Raw genomic sequence first — 15,977 nt, forward strand, 5'->3', positions numbered from 1 at the left:
ATAAGTGTTGCAGTACAGTGAACCGGTTAAATACACTATTTTGTATTCATTGCAAGATAATCTGTATATCCCGAAAAAGGAGTACCACCTGCTATCGTGGTATATTGGACTATATCAGGAACTGCTTTCCGGTTATTCCACATGAAATAAGAACTGCAGATAAAGGATGATTCACATGGCTTTAAACAAACCTGTTCCAAATAGTAAAGATTCAACAAAGACTGAGATGATTTTAGGCGGACCCATGTATAAGGTGATCTGGATGATCTCTCTGCCTCTGATCATCAATAACCTCATTATGACGGTATACAATATGGCGGATGCGTTTTTTGTAGGCCAGCTGGGAACCACGGAATTTGCGGCGGTTTCTTTTGTCAATCCAGTGATGTTTCTTTTCCGTTCCATCGGAATGGGTATTCAGATTGCGGGAACTTCTATTCTTGCACAACTCATTGGTAGAGAGAAGATCAGAGAAGCCAAGGAATACGCCTGGCATGTGATGCTCTTCACAGTGGGTATGGGTCTTCTCATCGGATTCATCGGATATTACACATCTCCCTACATCATCCAGTTCATGGGTGGTTCAGGGCGTTTTGGTGAACTTTCCAATGATTACCTTCGTTATATATTCCTGGGTGTGCCGTTTCAGATTGTCTTCATGGGCTTTGTGGCCATTATGAATGCACAGGGTAACACCAGGTCCTCCACTTTCGTGAACTCCTTTTCCGCTGTGCTGAATATTTTTCTGGATCCGTTCTTCATCTTCGCAACCATTCCGGTGCTGGGACTGCCGGGCCTTGGTATGGGCGTGGCGGGTGCAGCCATGGCAACTTCCGCATCCCAGGTGGTTCTCATGATTCTAGGGTTCTTCGTCATGAGGAGGACCTCTGAAGAGCTGCCTGTGAGTTTCAGAAACATTCCTTTCGATAAAAAGAAGCTCACAAGGATCATCAGTGTAGGGCTTCCAAGCTCAGCGGGTCATTCAGGTGCGGCTTTCGGATTCATTCTGCTGAATACTTTCATAGCGGGATATGGAACTTCGCTTCTTGCGGCATTTTCTCTCATCAACCGCATCAATAACATGATCATGATGCCCGCCATGGGCATCGGTATGGGGCTCACATCCATCGTGGGCCAGAACATGGGTGCCGGAAACTCTCCCAGAGTCAAGGAAGGGTTCTGGAAAGCAGTGAAACTGTCTCTCATCATCAGTGTGGTGGGCACGTTCTTCATCTATCTGCTCCGGTATCGCCTGATCTATTTCTTTACACCTACTGCAGATGACCTCATGGTGGCCCAGAGTCTGGAATACCTGACCTATATTCTGCTTACGATTCCTCTGATGGGACTGTTCTCGATTTTCCAGGGGCTTTTTCAGGGGACTGGGCATACCAATTACTCCATGTTCATGGCCATCGGCAGACTTTGGCTTGTAAGAATCCCGCTGATTCTTCTTTTCAGCAGCTTCACGGAGCTCGGCCAGAGAGGTGTATGGATTGCCATGAATGTATCTAATATACTTGTGGTTCTCTATGGTTTCTGGATCTACAAATCTGATCGATGGACGAAAGAGGTCATATAAACGAGAAAGCTTCATTAATAAGTGATGTCATGAATTGCAGAGATTGAACAGGAAAGTCACTCCCTTATGAAATATAGGGGAGTTTCTTTACGTCCAGCTGATTAACAAATATCGACATTTTAAGATAAAAAAGCGATTATAATTAAAATGTGATGAAAATATAAATCTGATTGATATACTAGGTGTGAATTATGATAAGTGGGTGTTCGGTATGTTAACTTTTATGCTTGAGAGATGAAAGCGTTGTTATCAGTGTGGTTTGTTGGTATAATCAGATTGAGATATCAGTTGATTCATAAGAATTAGATTCTGGTTATACTTATGGAAAATCTATCCTGCAGTTATTTACAAAATAGATTTTGCTCTATTTATTTAATTAAAATAAAATATAGATTGAAACTTTATCTATTGTGAAGTGTTCATCTATTATTTCATTTATTGTGTTTCCATGTTGAGAAAAGAGTGAATTTATATCATGGGTCTTATTCATCCGTATTATTGATCGGATCGGGTTTGATATGTTGCTCGTTTCTCAAGTCCGCTAACGCGGGAAAGGAAGTGTAAAACATGGCTGCCTATAAAACGCGTCGCCGATATGTAATGAAATTCCCTTCGTTACTGATTGCGTTTTTGATGGTGATGACTCTCGGATTTACGCCGAAGATTGTTGAAGCCGCTACTTATGATGGCAGTGTGACTTTGGAGGGATACAACGTTGACACGAAGGACTGGACTGGGGACTGGACCACGGGTAACCTTGCGAAATCCTATCAGGAAGGAGAGACTTTCCCTGGTAGAGCGCATATTTCCGGTTTTCAGTCACTATATCCCGGGTTTGAGAATTTTCCTGATCTGAAATTCTGGTACACGTCGGTTTATCCAATATTGGGTGGTGCGGATTATGGTATATTTGTAGACCTTGTCAAAGGTATACAGGTGGGAACAAGAGAGCTTACAAATGCTGAAGGGTGGCCTCAGGCGGATGGTACCGCTTATCCTCTTGGAACACCGGAGCTTGTGAATATCGCTCAGAACCATCCTGGTGAAAATGCGTGGAACGGATACTCCCTGCTGAACCTTCCCAACGAGCAGATCAACCGTTCTGCGATAACAGGAAGTATCGGTGAAATCGGTAGTCCGCTTGATGAAGAGCGATGCTTTATCGTAACAGCTGAAGATATCATGAATGCACTGGAAGCTCAGGGGCTGAATCCGGATGATGTGGATGATTTCTATATCTATTTCGAGTTCCATCTGGCAAGAACCTCCATCTATTCCAGAGATCTGCAAGAGTATTATGCCAGTGGACCTCCAGCTGATTGGGGTGGATATCTATTTGGTGCTCTGGACTTTGATTTCGTTGGATATGGGGCAGGACCATCCACGGGTTCCAGTGGACATTTCGGTATGCTCGAAGCAAAGGGATCCAGAGACGTGCAGCTGCCAGATACTCCTGAAACCTATCGTAGTGTAACAGGAAGAAAATTCCTCGATGCCAACAACAATGGTATGTATGATGAAGGAGAGGTTGGACTTCCCGGATGGACCATCAACCTCATAGGTAAAATCGAGGATATTGAGGTACCTCTTACAACGACAACGGATGCCGACGGATACTATTACTTCAATGAACTCTCCTATGGTTCGGAGCTGTTTGTGCATGAGATGATGGAAGAGAACTACTTCCAGACCTATCCGAACAAAGAAGAGACGCTTCCGATCGGTGCCATTTCCTATTATAAGGAAGTTCTTGGTGAAGGCAGCTGGAGATGGAGAATTCCATCCATGATGATGCCGGATACGGGAGACCTTGTAATTTCAGGTGTGGATTTTGGTAACTTCATGCCGGAACCTAAGATCGAAGTGACAAAGACTGGGGATATGCTCTCCAAGATCGGTGACACCATCAAGTTCACTGTCACTGTGAAAAACACAGGAAATGTGGATCTGGACCTGGTCAGCATCATAGATGACAAATTCGGTCCTCTGGATGCAGTTGCAGTAACAGGTGGATTCGGTACAACACTTCTTAAGGGTGCTGAAGAAAGCCATGAATTCGAAATGGCGATTCCTGAAGGAGCTGTGGATCCTTTTATAAACAAAGTGACCGCTATTTACAGCTATATGGGTAAGGAAGCAACTGCGGATGCCCAGCATGAAACAAACCTGTTCCAGCCGGACTATGAGATCACAAAGACTGTAGACAAGGCCGGCGCAGTACCTGGTGAGACGGTACATTACACCATAACTGTGAAGAACAACAGCTCATCGGATACACCACTGACCTCCTTTGTGCTCACAGATGAACTGCTTGGCTGGACAGATGCCAATGTGAAGACTTTTGATCTGTTACCTGGTGAAGAAAAAGTATTTGATGATGCATCCGCGGACTATGTCATTCCTTCGGATGCGGTCAGAGGTTCCATCATCAAGAATGAAGCCTCCTTCGTCACTTCCTTTGCAGACTTCCCGAACATCTACGAGGGCAAAGCCTTTGCGGAGACGAAGGTGCTGATGCCTGAAATCAAGATCACAAAGACCGGCGATGCGTTATCGAAGATCGGTGACACCGTAACATTCAACTTTGTCATAGAAAACATCGGTGATGTACCGGTTCAGAAGGATAAAGTCTTTGATGATACCTTTGCAGAGGATATCACCAGTGCCTTTGCGAAAGAAACACTGGCCGTCGGAGCAACAGATACAGCAAGCTACACGTTTAAGATTCCTGAAACAGCATCAGATCCATTCATCAACAAAGTATCTGCCACGTACAAATATGTATCTGGTGAGTTCTTTATGACTGCCAGTGCTTCCTCTGAATTCTCCGTGAACCTCTTCCAGCCGGACTACAGCATTGAAAAGACTGTGGATAAGGCTGTTGCGATTCCTGGAGAGACCGTACGCTACAAGATCACCGTGAAGAACCTCAGCTCTTCCGATACACCGCTGACCTCCTTCGTTCTGACAGATGAACTGCTGGGGTGGACAGGTGCAGATGCGAAGTCGTTTGATCTGGCCTCCGGTGCGGGTATGATCTTTGAAGGTCCTGAAACGGATTTCGTGATTCCGGCAGACGCACTGGATGGATCCATCATCAAGAATGAAGCCTCCTTTGTAACGTCCTTTGCAGACTTCCCGAACACCTATGAGGGTAAAGCCTTTGCGGAAACAACGGTGAAGACACCTGCAATCAGGATCACAAAGACCGGCGATGCGTTATCGAAGATCGGTGATGAAGTCACCTACAAATTCCTGGTAGAGAACATCGGTTCCGTGGATCTGCACAAAGTGAAAATCTTTGATGTGACCATGAATAAGGATCTGACGGGTCTCTTCATGAAGGATATCCTGAAACCGGGCGAAAGCGATGAAGTCTCAGTGAAATTCCTCATTCCGGAAGATGCCGTAGATCCATTCAAGAACGTTGTAACTGCAGAGTATAAATATGTTTCCGGTACCTACGAGAAAGCTGTCACCTCGGAATCCAGCCATGAAGTGAACCTGTTCCAGCCTGAGTACAGCATCACAAAGACTGTAGACAAGGCTGTAGCGGTGCCTGGTGAGACCGTTCATTACATCATCACCATCAAGAACATCAGCTCAACTGATACACCAGAAACAAAGTTCACTGTAACAGATGAGAAGCTGGGATGGGTCGGTGCCGATGCCAAGGTGTTCAGTCTGAAATCAGGAGAAAGCATGGTCTTTGATGATGCTTCCACCGATTACATGATTCCACTGGATGCAGTCAGAGGCTCCATCATCACAAATGAAGTGTCCTTTGTCACCTCCTTCGCGGACTTCACGAATGTATTCAGAGGAAAAGCATCTGCAGACACGAAAGTGCTGATGCCGATGCTGGAAATCACCAAGAAGAGTGATGAGCTGTCGAAGATCGGCGACCCTGTAACCTATACCTTCACGGTCAAGAATATCGGAGATGTTCCGTTAGAACTTGAGAAAGTCTATGACGAAACCTTTGACTTTGACCTGACCAGTCTCTTTACAAAGACTGTACTTGGTGTTGGTGAAACAGATACTGCCAGCAAGGAATTCATGATTCCAGAAGGTGCAGCAGATCCTTTTGAAAACAAAGTCACAGCTACTTACAATTATGTCATGGGTTCATTCACTAAAACTGTTACGGAGACCAGCACCTTCTCCATCAACCTCTTCCAGCCTGGCATAACCATCGAGAAGACTGCTGATAGAACGGTATCCATGATCGGCGATACCATTACTTACAAGATCATCGTGAAAAACACCAGTTCCATGGACGCACCAGACCTGGTATTTACTGTTGATGATGACATCGCAGGACTGGTTGTACAGGATGCCGTGCTTGCATCTGGAATGTCTGGTGAGTACACCTATACTTATCTCGTCAAAGCAGGCGACACGAATCCGCTTGTCAATACAGCAGAAGTCACAGCATCTCCTAAAGGATTCCCGAATGTCCTGACAGATAAGGACAGCCATGAGATTAGGCTCTTTACACCGGACATCAAGATTGAAAAAATGGCTGACACGGAGATCTCCAAAGTCGGTGACACCATCGTCTACACCATCAAGGTCACCAACCTCACCGCTGAAAGCTATGCACCGGATATGAAGGTCAGAGTCACAGACCCAATGCTGGGACTGGATGATACATTCGATCTGGCATCAGGTGCTGTCAAGACCATCACCGTGAATTATGTGGTGAAGGAAACAGATGATCCGGATTATATGACCAAGTACGGCTGGACAGAGCTGAAGAACACAGTAACCCTTGCTGCAAGCCCAATAGGATTTGAGGCCATCAGTAGGTTCGAGTTATCAGCCAGTGCTACCGTAAATCTGGTACATCCTCACATCGACCTTGAAAAGAGCGTCAATACCAATCTTGCTCACGTAGGAGACACATTGACCTACACCGTGAAGATCACAAACACCGGAGATGTGGATCTTGTGAACATCGCAGTTACAGACACCATGCTGGGAAGCATGCCTGAATTTGCGACAACACTTATTACTGGCGCAAGCGATGAACACAGCTATCAGAGACTTCTTACTGTGGCTGATATCGGTATGCTTGAAAATACAGCATACGTTCTGGCAAATCCAAGAGGTCTGCCAAATGAGATCACCGATAAAGACACTGAAACAGTGGAAGTCAGACAGAAGCTCTACGATGAGACCGGATGGGCTTATCTGAGTCCGGATAAATCCATTCCAATCAATGAGATTGTCACCGCCGCCAACTGGGGATGGACCAATGGTCCTCTGCCTGAAGGAAAGTATGTCTTCACCGTCTACACAGGCGCAGGACTTAACGATGTCACCAAGGCACTGGATGCAGGCAGACTTTATGTGACTTATCTGGACGGTAAGGTAACGTTCAGGTATGAGATGAATAAGGGATTCAGCCTGATGGAAGTTCATCTGTATGCTGGAGAGGATGAGCTGCCTGAGAAGAAAACTGGTAAGACAACAGTTACTGTTGCAGACCCTGGACAGTTCCCATTCAAACCTCTGGTACCTGACCAGGCTACAGTATTCGAGTATACACCGAAGGATAAGTTCAGCGGAGACATCTATATTGCAGCGCATTCCGTAGTCTATGTTCCTTACTGGGAGATGAACAGTTTCTATAACACAACCAAATACTAGAATCTGATCGGACCCAGACTGGTTTCCCCCGGCAGCTGAAGCTGCCGGGGGATTTACCATTTCGGAGGTTTTCTGCAGCGAATGTATAGTATGCATAATTATGAGAATGAAATTTCATGTTTCTGGAATCCATGCAGGATATCCTGCATGGATGACGTACTATATTGTTTTATTTCTGTGAATCGACTGGGATAATCGGAATGGAAGCGGAAAAAATGAAATTATCGTACGCATTGAATTCATTTTACATATTGATAAATCAATAATATTATGTAATTTAAATACGTTTACATCAAATGAATAGAGGATTATTTTAGCAAATATCATTATTATGGAAGAAATTATCTCATTTTTGTTGACTTGAGAAATGGTAGATGTATAATTATAAAAAACAATCACATCGATACATTTTGTTCACAATAATGTTCGGGTGGTCTGTACAGATGTTTCCGTAACAGGAATTAGTCTAAAAAAACAAGGAGGAATATCATGAAGAAAAAGAGAATACTCGCAATAGCCATGGCGCTTGCGGCAGTGATGATGATCACAGCATGCGGAGATGCCGATACGCCAGCAGAAACGCCGGGTGAAACTCCAGCAGAAACGCCAGGAGAAGAACCGACAGGTGAAGATGGCGACAATGTACTGAAAGTGCAGTTCAACGTGGAAGTGGCTTCCATGGATCCTCAGATTGCTACAGATGGAACTTCATTTGAAGTCATCGCAGCAGTGACTGAAGGTCTCTACTCCGTAGATGCGGATGGTTCAGCGATTCCAGCCATGGTGGATACCGTGGAGAAGAGTGAAGATGGACTGACCTATACGTTCAAGCTGAAAGACGCAAACTGGTCCAACGGTACTCCTGTGACAGCAGATGATTTTGTTTTCGCATGGAGAAGACTGGTAGACCCTGAAGTTGCCAGTGAATATGCTTTCATCATGGGCGTGGCAGGCGTCAAGAACGCAGATGCCATCGCATCCGGTGAAGTGGCAGTAGAAGAGCTGGGTGTCACAGCAGAAGATGAGAAGACTCTGGTCGTGGAACTGGATTTCCCTGTACCATACTTTGAATCTCTCATGTCCTTCCCATCCTTCCTTCCTATGAATGAAGAGTTCTTCACATCAGTAGGCGACAACTATGGAACCTCTCCAGAAACACTGCTTGCAAACGGACCTTTCAAGATCACCGCTTACGAGCCAGCAGCGACAACCATTTCCCTGGAAAAGAATGCAGACTACTGGGATGCTGATGCTGTAGCACTGGATGGAATCCAGTACCAGGTCATCAAGGATTCACAGCAGACCATGCTTTCCTATCAGAATGGAGACCTCGACATCGCGACTCTTTCCGGAGAACAGGTGGAACAGTTCATGAACGATCCTGAATTCGTTAATGTAGTAGCAGGATACCTGTGGTATGTTTCTCCAAATCAGCTGGTGGCAGGACTTGAAAATGTGAACATCAGAACCGGTATGGCCCTGGCTTTCGATAAGGATGCCATAGCCAACAATATCCTGAAAGACGGATCCATTCCTGCGAACTTCCCTGTACCTACACTTCTGGCCACAGGCCCAGATGGTAAGGACTTCAGAGAAACCGCCGGAACCTACCTTGAAACCGATAAGGCGAAAGCTGTGGAATACTTTGAAGCAGGTCTGGCAGAGCTAGGCGTTACAGAACTTACCTACACCATGCTTGTAGAAGACACTGAAGCTTCCATCAACGTGGCACAGTTCCTGCAGTCCGAATGGCAGACAACTCTTCCAGGACTCACTGTAGAACTGCAGACCATGCCAAAGAAGAATCGTGTGGAAAGAATGCAGGCTGGAGACTACGAGCTTGTTCTGACAAGATGGGGCCCAGACTATGCGGATCCAATGACTTATCTTGACATGTGGACCACAGGAAGTTCCAACAACTATGGTTCATGGTCCAGCGCAGAATATGATGCCATCATCGAAGATGCCAAGAAGGGCGACCTTGCTCTTGATCTGGAAGCCAGATGGGAAGCACTGAAAGACGCTGAAAAGATTGTCATGGACGAAGCAGTCATCCTGCCTGTATACCAGAAGGGTGATGCGGTCATGGTAAGAACCGGTGTTGAAGGCGTTGAGTTCCACTCCGTGGGTATCAACAGAGTCTTCAAGAACGCAACCAAAAACTAGTTTACTTCTAACCCTATATATTTAAAACAAAAGAAGAGTGTGACGCTGTTTGAGAACACATGAAAATACAGCGTCCTTCTTCTGTTTACCGAGCTAATTCTATGAGGAGTAGTGCTTATGAAAAAGTATATTTTAAAACGTATCGGCATCTCCGCATTGACGCTTCTGGTCATTCTTTTTATCCTTTTCATCATGCTGGAGCTCATGCCGGGCTCACCGTTCAACGATGAAAAGCTGACCGATGCCCAGAGAGCCATCATCAATGCGAAATACGGCCTGGACAAACCGATGTTTGTAAGATTCTTCAATTACCTGAAAGCCATGGTTTCCGGGGATTTTGGTGTTTCCTACAATATTTCGAAGAACACACCGATTACGCAGCTTCTGCAGTCAAGACTACCCCTTTCCTTGAGAATCGGTGGTCAGGCAGTCTTCATCGGTACCATCATCGGGATCGTACTGGGGCTCATCGCTGCAATCAAGCACAATACGATTTTCGATACGCTGACTACTGTTATTTCAGTTCTGGGTGTCAGTCTTCCTTCCTATGTGTTTGCCATGGCGCTGATTTATTCCATGGGATTCAAACTGAAGTGGTTCCCGCTTCTCTATGAGATCGATGCGCCCTTCGAGTCGACAATCCTCCCTACAGTGGCGCTGAGCATGTTCACCATTGCCACGGTGGCCAGGTTCACGAGAACGGAAATGCTGGAAGTGCTGGGGTCAGACTATATGCTTCTTGCGGAAAGCAAAGGAGTGGACCAGAAAAGACTCATTTTCGTCCATGCACTGAGAAATGCGCTGATTCCGATCATCACGGTACTGGCACCACTCATTGTCAGTCTCATGACGGGAAGCCTGGTCATCGAGAAGCTGTTCTCCATTCCGGGTATCGGCTCTCTCATGGTTACAGCCATCCAATCCAATGACTATAACGTCATCATAGCACTGGCCTTTGTCTACAGCGTCATGTTCATCGGCATCATGCTTGTGGTGGACATACTCTACGGCATCATCGATCCAAGAATCAGACTTGCAAAGGAGGATCTCCATGAATAATCAGACGATAGAATTTAAGCCGGACGATTTTGAGCTGGTGAGAAAAGACCAGGATGATTTCGTGGATGAAACCTATGCGAAGGAATCCTACTGGAAAGACATCCTCATGAGATTCGTGAAGAACAAGGGTGCCATCTTCGGCCTGATCTTCATCGTGCTCATCATCATCATGGCCGTCATCGGACCGGGTATGAATGAATACACCTTTGATTCTCAGATCATTCAGCACCAGAATCTGGCACCGAGAATAAAGGGCATTGAAAGCCTGGGCATCGGTATTTTTGATGGTGCGGAAACCATGAACACCTCCACAGGTGTTGTGGAAATCAATAAATATGTGGACCCTGAAAAAGAAACGGGTCTGGAAGATACGTACTACTGGTTCGGCACAGACGTTCTGGGCCGTGACATCTTCACAAGAACCTGGACAGGAACCCGAATCTCCCTCTACATTGCTCTTGTGGCAGTGCTGGTGGATATGATCTTCGGTATGAGCTATGGCCTGATCTCCGGCTACTTCGGTGGCAGGGTGGATATGATCATGCAGAGATTCTCTGAAGTGCTCAACGGTATTCCGACACTGGTTCTCGTAACGCTACTTATCATCGTCATGAAACCGGGGCTCTTCACCATCACCCTGGCTCTGGCCCTGACGGGCTGGATCGGGATGAGCCGTGTGGCAAGAGCGCAGGTGCTGAAGCTGAAGGAGCAGGAGTTCATTCTGGCCTCCAAGACGCTGGGTGCAAAAGATTTCTTCATCATCTTCAAGGAGATTCTGCCCAACATCTTCGGTCAGCTGATCATCATGTCGATGTTTTCCGTGCCCAACGCCATCTTCACCGAAGCCTTTCTGGCCTTCGTGGGACTTGGTGTACCGGCACCGAATGCCTCCCTGGGATCGCTCATCAGTGATGCCTTCAAGTCCTTCACCACACATCCTTATATGATCGTGTTCCCGGTGATCGTCCTTGCTGTGATCATGCTGAGCTTCAATCTCCTGGCAGACGGTTTAAGGGATGCTTTTGATCCTAAAATGAAAGAAATGTAGGTGAATGTTATGCAAAAAGAAGTTGTACTGGATATGAAAAACCTGTCCATCTCGTTCAAGACATCAGCCGGTGAGATCAAAGCCATCCGTGGTGTGGATTTCACCCTGTACAAAGGTGACACCGTCGCCATCGTCGGTGAGAGCGGCAGCGGAAAGTCCGTTACGGTAAAGGCCATCATGGGTATTTTATCGGGCAATGAGACCATCAACAGTGGAACCATTGATTTCACCTACAGAAGAGGAGAGGAAGTCATCCACGAGGACCTTCTGAAGCTGTCCAAGAACCAGATGAGAAAACGAATCAACGGAAAAAGAATCGCCATGGTATTCCAGGATCCCATGACGTCCCTGAATCCCACCATGTCCATCGGAGCACAGGTCATGGAGGGCATGATCTACCATTACAGTAAAAGCAGGGAGGAAGCGAGAAAGAAGGCCATTGAACTGCTGGATCTCGTAGGTATTCCTGAACCGGAAAAAAGAATGAAGAACTATCCGCATCAGCTCTCCGGCGGCATGAGACAGAGAGTGGTCATCGCCATTGCCCTGTCCTGCGACCCGGAAGTGCTGATCTGTGATGAACCCACCACGGCACTGGATGTGACCATCCAGGCGAAGATTCTGGAACTGATCAAAGACATTCAGAAGAAGCTTGGCATCTCGGTCATCTACATCACCCATGATCTGGGTGTTGTGGCCAAGGTGGCGGATTATGTGGCAGTGATGTATGCCGGAAAGTTCATTGAGAAGGGCACCACGGAAGAGATCTTCTTTGATCCCCGTCATCCCTATACCTGGGGCCTCTTATCAGCCATTCCGAGTCTGGAAAAGACGGAGGAATCTCTCTATGCCATCCCCGGAAGTCCTCCGAACCTTCTGAATCAGGTGAAGGGAGATCCTTTCGCACCGAGAAATCTGTATGCGCTGAATATTGATTACAGAGAAGAGCCGCCCATGTTCAAGATCACTGATACCCATTATGCCAGCACGTGGCTCCTCCATGAGGACGCACCGAAGGTGGACATGCCTGAGCAGCTGAGAGCAAGAATCGAAGTCATGAGGAAGGAGGTCATGGAGAATGGAAAATAGAAAACCGCTCCTTCAAGTACGAAATCTGAAGCAGCACTTCAAGGTTTCAAGAAAGTTCTACGTCAAGGCTGTGGACGGCGTCTCCTTTGACATCTATCCTGGGGAGACCTATGGCCTTGTGGGAGAATCCGGAAGCGGTAAATCCACCATCGGACGTTCCGTCATCCGGCTCTATGAACCTACAGGAGGAGAAATCCTCTTCAATGGTATGGATATATCCGGAAAGCTCGACAAGGACACCAATAAAGCCCTTCGCATGAACATGCAGATGATCTTTCAGGATCCCATGGCCTCACTGAATCCAAGAAAGAAAGTACTGGATCTCATCGCTCTGGGGCTGGATATCCATCATCCGGAGATGAAGGCGGAGGAAAGAAAAAAGAAGGTCTATGACATCCTTGATCTGGTGGGCCTCTCCCATGAACATGCCAACCGTTATCCCCATCAGTTCTCCGGTGGACAGCGTCAGCGTATCGGCATCGCCAGAGCGCTGATCATGGACCCGGACCTGGTCATCGCCGATGAAGCCATCAGTGCGCTGGATGTATCCATTCAGGCCCAGGTGGTGAACCTTATGAAGGAGATTCAGCAGAAGACCAACATCGCCTATCTCTTCATCGCCCACGACCTGTCCATGGTGAAATACATCTCAGACAGAATCGGCGTACTGCACTATGGTCATCTGGTGGAAACAGGCACCACGGATGAGATCTTCTCGAATCCGGTGCATCCGTACACGAAATCGCTTCTGTCCGCCATTCCCCATCCCAACCCCATCACGGAGCGGGACAGAAAGGCCATGAACTATGACTATGCTTCCAGTGGCATCGACTATACCAAGGGCACCCTGACCAACATCGGAGGAACCCATATGGTACTCGCCACGGAAGAGGAACTGGAAAAGTGGACAAAATAAAGATCGATCCGGACAGCTGGATAAAAATGCTGTAGGAGTTTACAGCAGAAAAAGCAAGAACCGCCATGGAACCAGAAATAAGTCTGGTTCCATGGCGGTTACTTTTCTATGCAAATCAATTTCCGGTGTTTCCTTATTTTGCGTCCGTGGAGGCAAAATAGGTGCCGATGATCATGATGAGAAGGGCGATGATGAAGGTGAGGGAAGGAACTTCCAGAAAGATCAGCAGCGACAGACCTGCGCCGATGAAAGGAGCCACAGCATAGTAGGCACTGGTCTTGGCGGCCCCTAGATGCCTCTGAGCATAGACATAGAGGTAGATGCTCATGCCGTAGGCAACGAAGCCCAGCAGGAGTGTAAGGGCGATGTAGAGGATATTCGTTGTGGTTTCCTTCAATGCCAGGGAAATGAGAAGAGATCCCAGTCCCGAACCGAACCCTTTCAGGATGACCACCTGAAGAGGATCCTTCACGGAAAGCTTTCTTGTGATGTTGTTCTCGAAGCCCCAGCTTATGGAAGCCAGAAGCACAAGCAGAGAACCAAAGGAAAAGGACAGATTGGAGAAGTCCTCCACGGAGAGAAGGATACTGGAAACGGTGATGAGACCGATGGCGATCCAGAGCCTTTTCGTGATGAACTCCTTGAAGATGAATAAGGCGATGAGGGAAGTGGCCACGATTTCGAAATTATTGAGAAGGGACACTGTGGCCGGGGTGGTCATGGTGAGTCCCACCATGAGAAAAATCGGTGCGAGAATATCCAGGACAATCATGCCCAGGGTATAGGGAAGCTCTTTTTTTGTGAGCCGCATCTCTTCTTTCAGTTTCCCCCGCTTATATCTGTAAAATGCGATGATGGACATGCCGATGCCTGCACCAAGATACAGAAGGGCAGCCATCATGGTGGGGGGAACCTCCACAAGGAGAAGTTTGGAAACAGGGGAAGAGATGGCATAAAGGGCTGCAGCAAGTACTGCATAGAATATGGCGGTGTTCCGTTTTGTCATAAAAAGATTCCTCCGTTGACGGCAGCAGCGTTAGCAAAGCAAATGGACGTAAAAATACGGGAGCATTGATGAAATCCCATCCTACAGGATTTACTTCAGTTAGTATAAGAATATATCAAAGTCTTTAGATGGTAAAGGTTAAATTGCTATAGGAGGTTCTGTGTCGAGCATGTAAGGACTGAGAAATAACACATTGGAAGTGCAATGTGCTATGGTTGTATAATATAGAATAGTAAGTAGAATATAGGTTCAAAACTGGAGAAGAGGTTTATTATGGGATATCTTGCACTGACAATCTTTCTGGCCTTTCTAGGAGGCTTTTTTCTTCATAAACTGCGCATTCCCGGAGGGATGATGCTTGGGAGCGTTCTGACTGTGGCGGTTCTGAACATCAATACGGATTTCGTCCATATACCATCGGAGTTTCGATTCGTGGCCCAGTGCATTGCAGGAGCTTACATCGGAATGAGTGTGAAAAGAGAGAACTTTCCCCGGATGAAATATCTCATCCGGCCCATTCTGACGCTTCTGGCGGGTCTTTTTGTGACGAATCTGGTGGTGGGGGTGCTCATCTATCTTACAAGTCCTCTGGATCTGCTCACCTCGTTTCTGTCCGCCGTACCAGGCGGAATCAGTGACACACCGCTCATTGCGGCGGACCTGGGCGCTGATGCAGCCAAGGTCACGGTGCTTCAGTTTGTGCGTCTGGTATCAGGCCTTGCGGTAGTGCCGCTTCTCATCCGGTATGAGCCCAGAGAAAGTGCAGTGAAGGAGAAGCCGTCTCTCATTGAGAAAAAGGTATCTCCTTTCGGTAGTGTGAAGCTCTGGTCAGCACTTTTCGTGGCGTTTCTTGCGGGGTACCTTGGTGATATTCTGGGTGTACCAGCGGGCACGCTGATCTTTGCCATGATTAGTGTGGTGATTCTGAAGATTCTCAAGCTGGAAGTCATGTTTCCCATGTGGTTCAAAAGAATGGCACAGCTATTTTCCGGCGCCTACATCGGCAGTCATTTCAGTTATCAGGATTTTGCGGACCTGAAGCTGCTTATCCTTCCCGCCCTCATCATGGTGGCGCTGAATATCCTGACCTGCTATCTCATCGGACATTTTCTCGCCAGGAGATATGAGCTGCCTCTGTCTCAGGCCATCCTTTCCTCGTCCCCGGCGGGCGCATCGGATATGGCGCTCATTGCCTCGGATCTCGGCGTTTCAGGTTCGGATGTGGCCATGATCCAGATCGCAAGGCTCATCGGTGCGGTATCCGTCTTTCCGCAGATTTTCTATCTCATTTCGAAGTTTCTGGGCTGAAGAAAGAGAGCGGAATCCCTGTTTTTAAAGCCCTTTTCATGGGAACGGTTTCTTTGTGAACAATGATAAATAGTTGACATTTCCGGTTGACAGGAGAAACAATCCGCTATAAAATCTAGAAGAATACTTTAAATCAGTCCCGTGAGGC

9 protein-coding genes are annotated in these 15,977 nt (G+C 47.0%); 8 read left to right on the forward strand and 1 reads right to left on the reverse strand.

Annotation, left to right across the window (positions count from 1 at the left end; genetic code table 11):
- Positions 1 to 175: 175 nt before the first annotated feature.
- The 7 genes from ACHAL6_RS10325 to ACHAL6_RS10355 all read left to right on the forward strand — a co-directional run bounded on the left by ACHAL6_RS10325 (position 176) and on the right by ACHAL6_RS10355 (position 13,515).
- Positions 176 to 1,582 (forward strand): MATE family efflux transporter, encoded by a 1,407-nt coding sequence (locus ACHAL6_RS10325; RefSeq protein ID WP_395270590.1) that lies wholly within the window; start codon positions 176 to 178, stop codon positions 1,580 to 1,582.
- A gap of 567 nt (positions 1,583 to 2,149) precedes the next feature.
- Positions 2,150 to 7,237 carry an SdrD B-like domain-containing protein gene (locus ACHAL6_RS10330; protein WP_395270591.1) on the forward strand — a complete coding sequence of 1,696 codons (5,088 nt, stop codon included), beginning with the start codon at positions 2,150 to 2,152 and terminating at the stop codon, positions 7,235 to 7,237.
- Between the two features lie 489 nt (positions 7,238 to 7,726).
- Positions 7,727 to 9,403 (forward strand): peptide ABC transporter substrate-binding protein, encoded by a 1,677-nt coding sequence (locus ACHAL6_RS10335; protein WP_395270592.1) that lies wholly within the window; start codon positions 7,727 to 7,729, stop codon positions 9,401 to 9,403.
- A 117-nt stretch (positions 9,404 to 9,520) separates the two neighbouring features.
- Entirely contained in the window at positions 9,521 to 10,462 is a 942-nt protein-coding gene (locus ACHAL6_RS10340) for an ABC transporter permease (RefSeq protein ID WP_395270593.1), read from the forward strand.
- Positions 10,455 to 11,510, forward strand: coding sequence for an oligopeptide ABC transporter permease (opp3C, locus tag ACHAL6_RS10345; RefSeq protein ID WP_395270594.1), 1,056 nt, complete (start codon positions 10,455 to 10,457; stop codon positions 11,508 to 11,510). The genes ACHAL6_RS10340 and opp3C overlap by 8 nt, the downstream gene beginning before the upstream one ends.
- Positions 11,511 to 11,519: 9 nt before the next feature.
- Positions 11,520 to 12,599, forward strand: coding sequence for an ABC transporter ATP-binding protein (locus ACHAL6_RS10350; RefSeq protein ID WP_395270595.1), 1,080 nt, complete (start codon positions 11,520 to 11,522; stop codon positions 12,597 to 12,599).
- On the forward strand, positions 12,589 to 13,515 hold the full coding sequence (locus tag ACHAL6_RS10355; RefSeq protein WP_395270596.1) for an ABC transporter ATP-binding protein: 927 nt from the start codon (positions 12,589 to 12,591) through the stop codon (positions 13,513 to 13,515). The genes ACHAL6_RS10350 and ACHAL6_RS10355 overlap by 11 nt, the downstream gene beginning before the upstream one ends.
- Before the next feature lie 133 nt (positions 13,516 to 13,648).
- Here ACHAL6_RS10355 and ACHAL6_RS10360 read toward each other — a convergent pair whose 3' ends face one another.
- Positions 13,649 to 14,521: a DMT family transporter gene (locus ACHAL6_RS10360; protein WP_395270597.1), complete on the reverse strand. Its 873-nt coding sequence runs from the start codon at positions 14,519 to 14,521 to the stop codon at positions 13,649 to 13,651.
- Positions 14,522 to 14,794: 273 nt separating this feature from the next.
- Between ACHAL6_RS10360 and ACHAL6_RS10365 the strand changes: the two genes are divergently transcribed.
- Positions 14,795 to 15,829 carry an AbrB family transcriptional regulator gene (locus ACHAL6_RS10365; protein WP_395270598.1) on the forward strand — a complete coding sequence of 345 codons (1,035 nt, stop codon included), beginning with the start codon at positions 14,795 to 14,797 and terminating at the stop codon, positions 15,827 to 15,829.
- The last annotated feature ends 148 nt before the right edge of the window (positions 15,830 to 15,977 follow it).

Origin of the sequence: Proteiniclasticum sp. C24MP (genome assembly GCF_043951855.1) — a bacterium.
Classification (GTDB): Bacteria; Bacillota; Clostridia; order Clostridiales; family Clostridiaceae; genus Proteiniclasticum.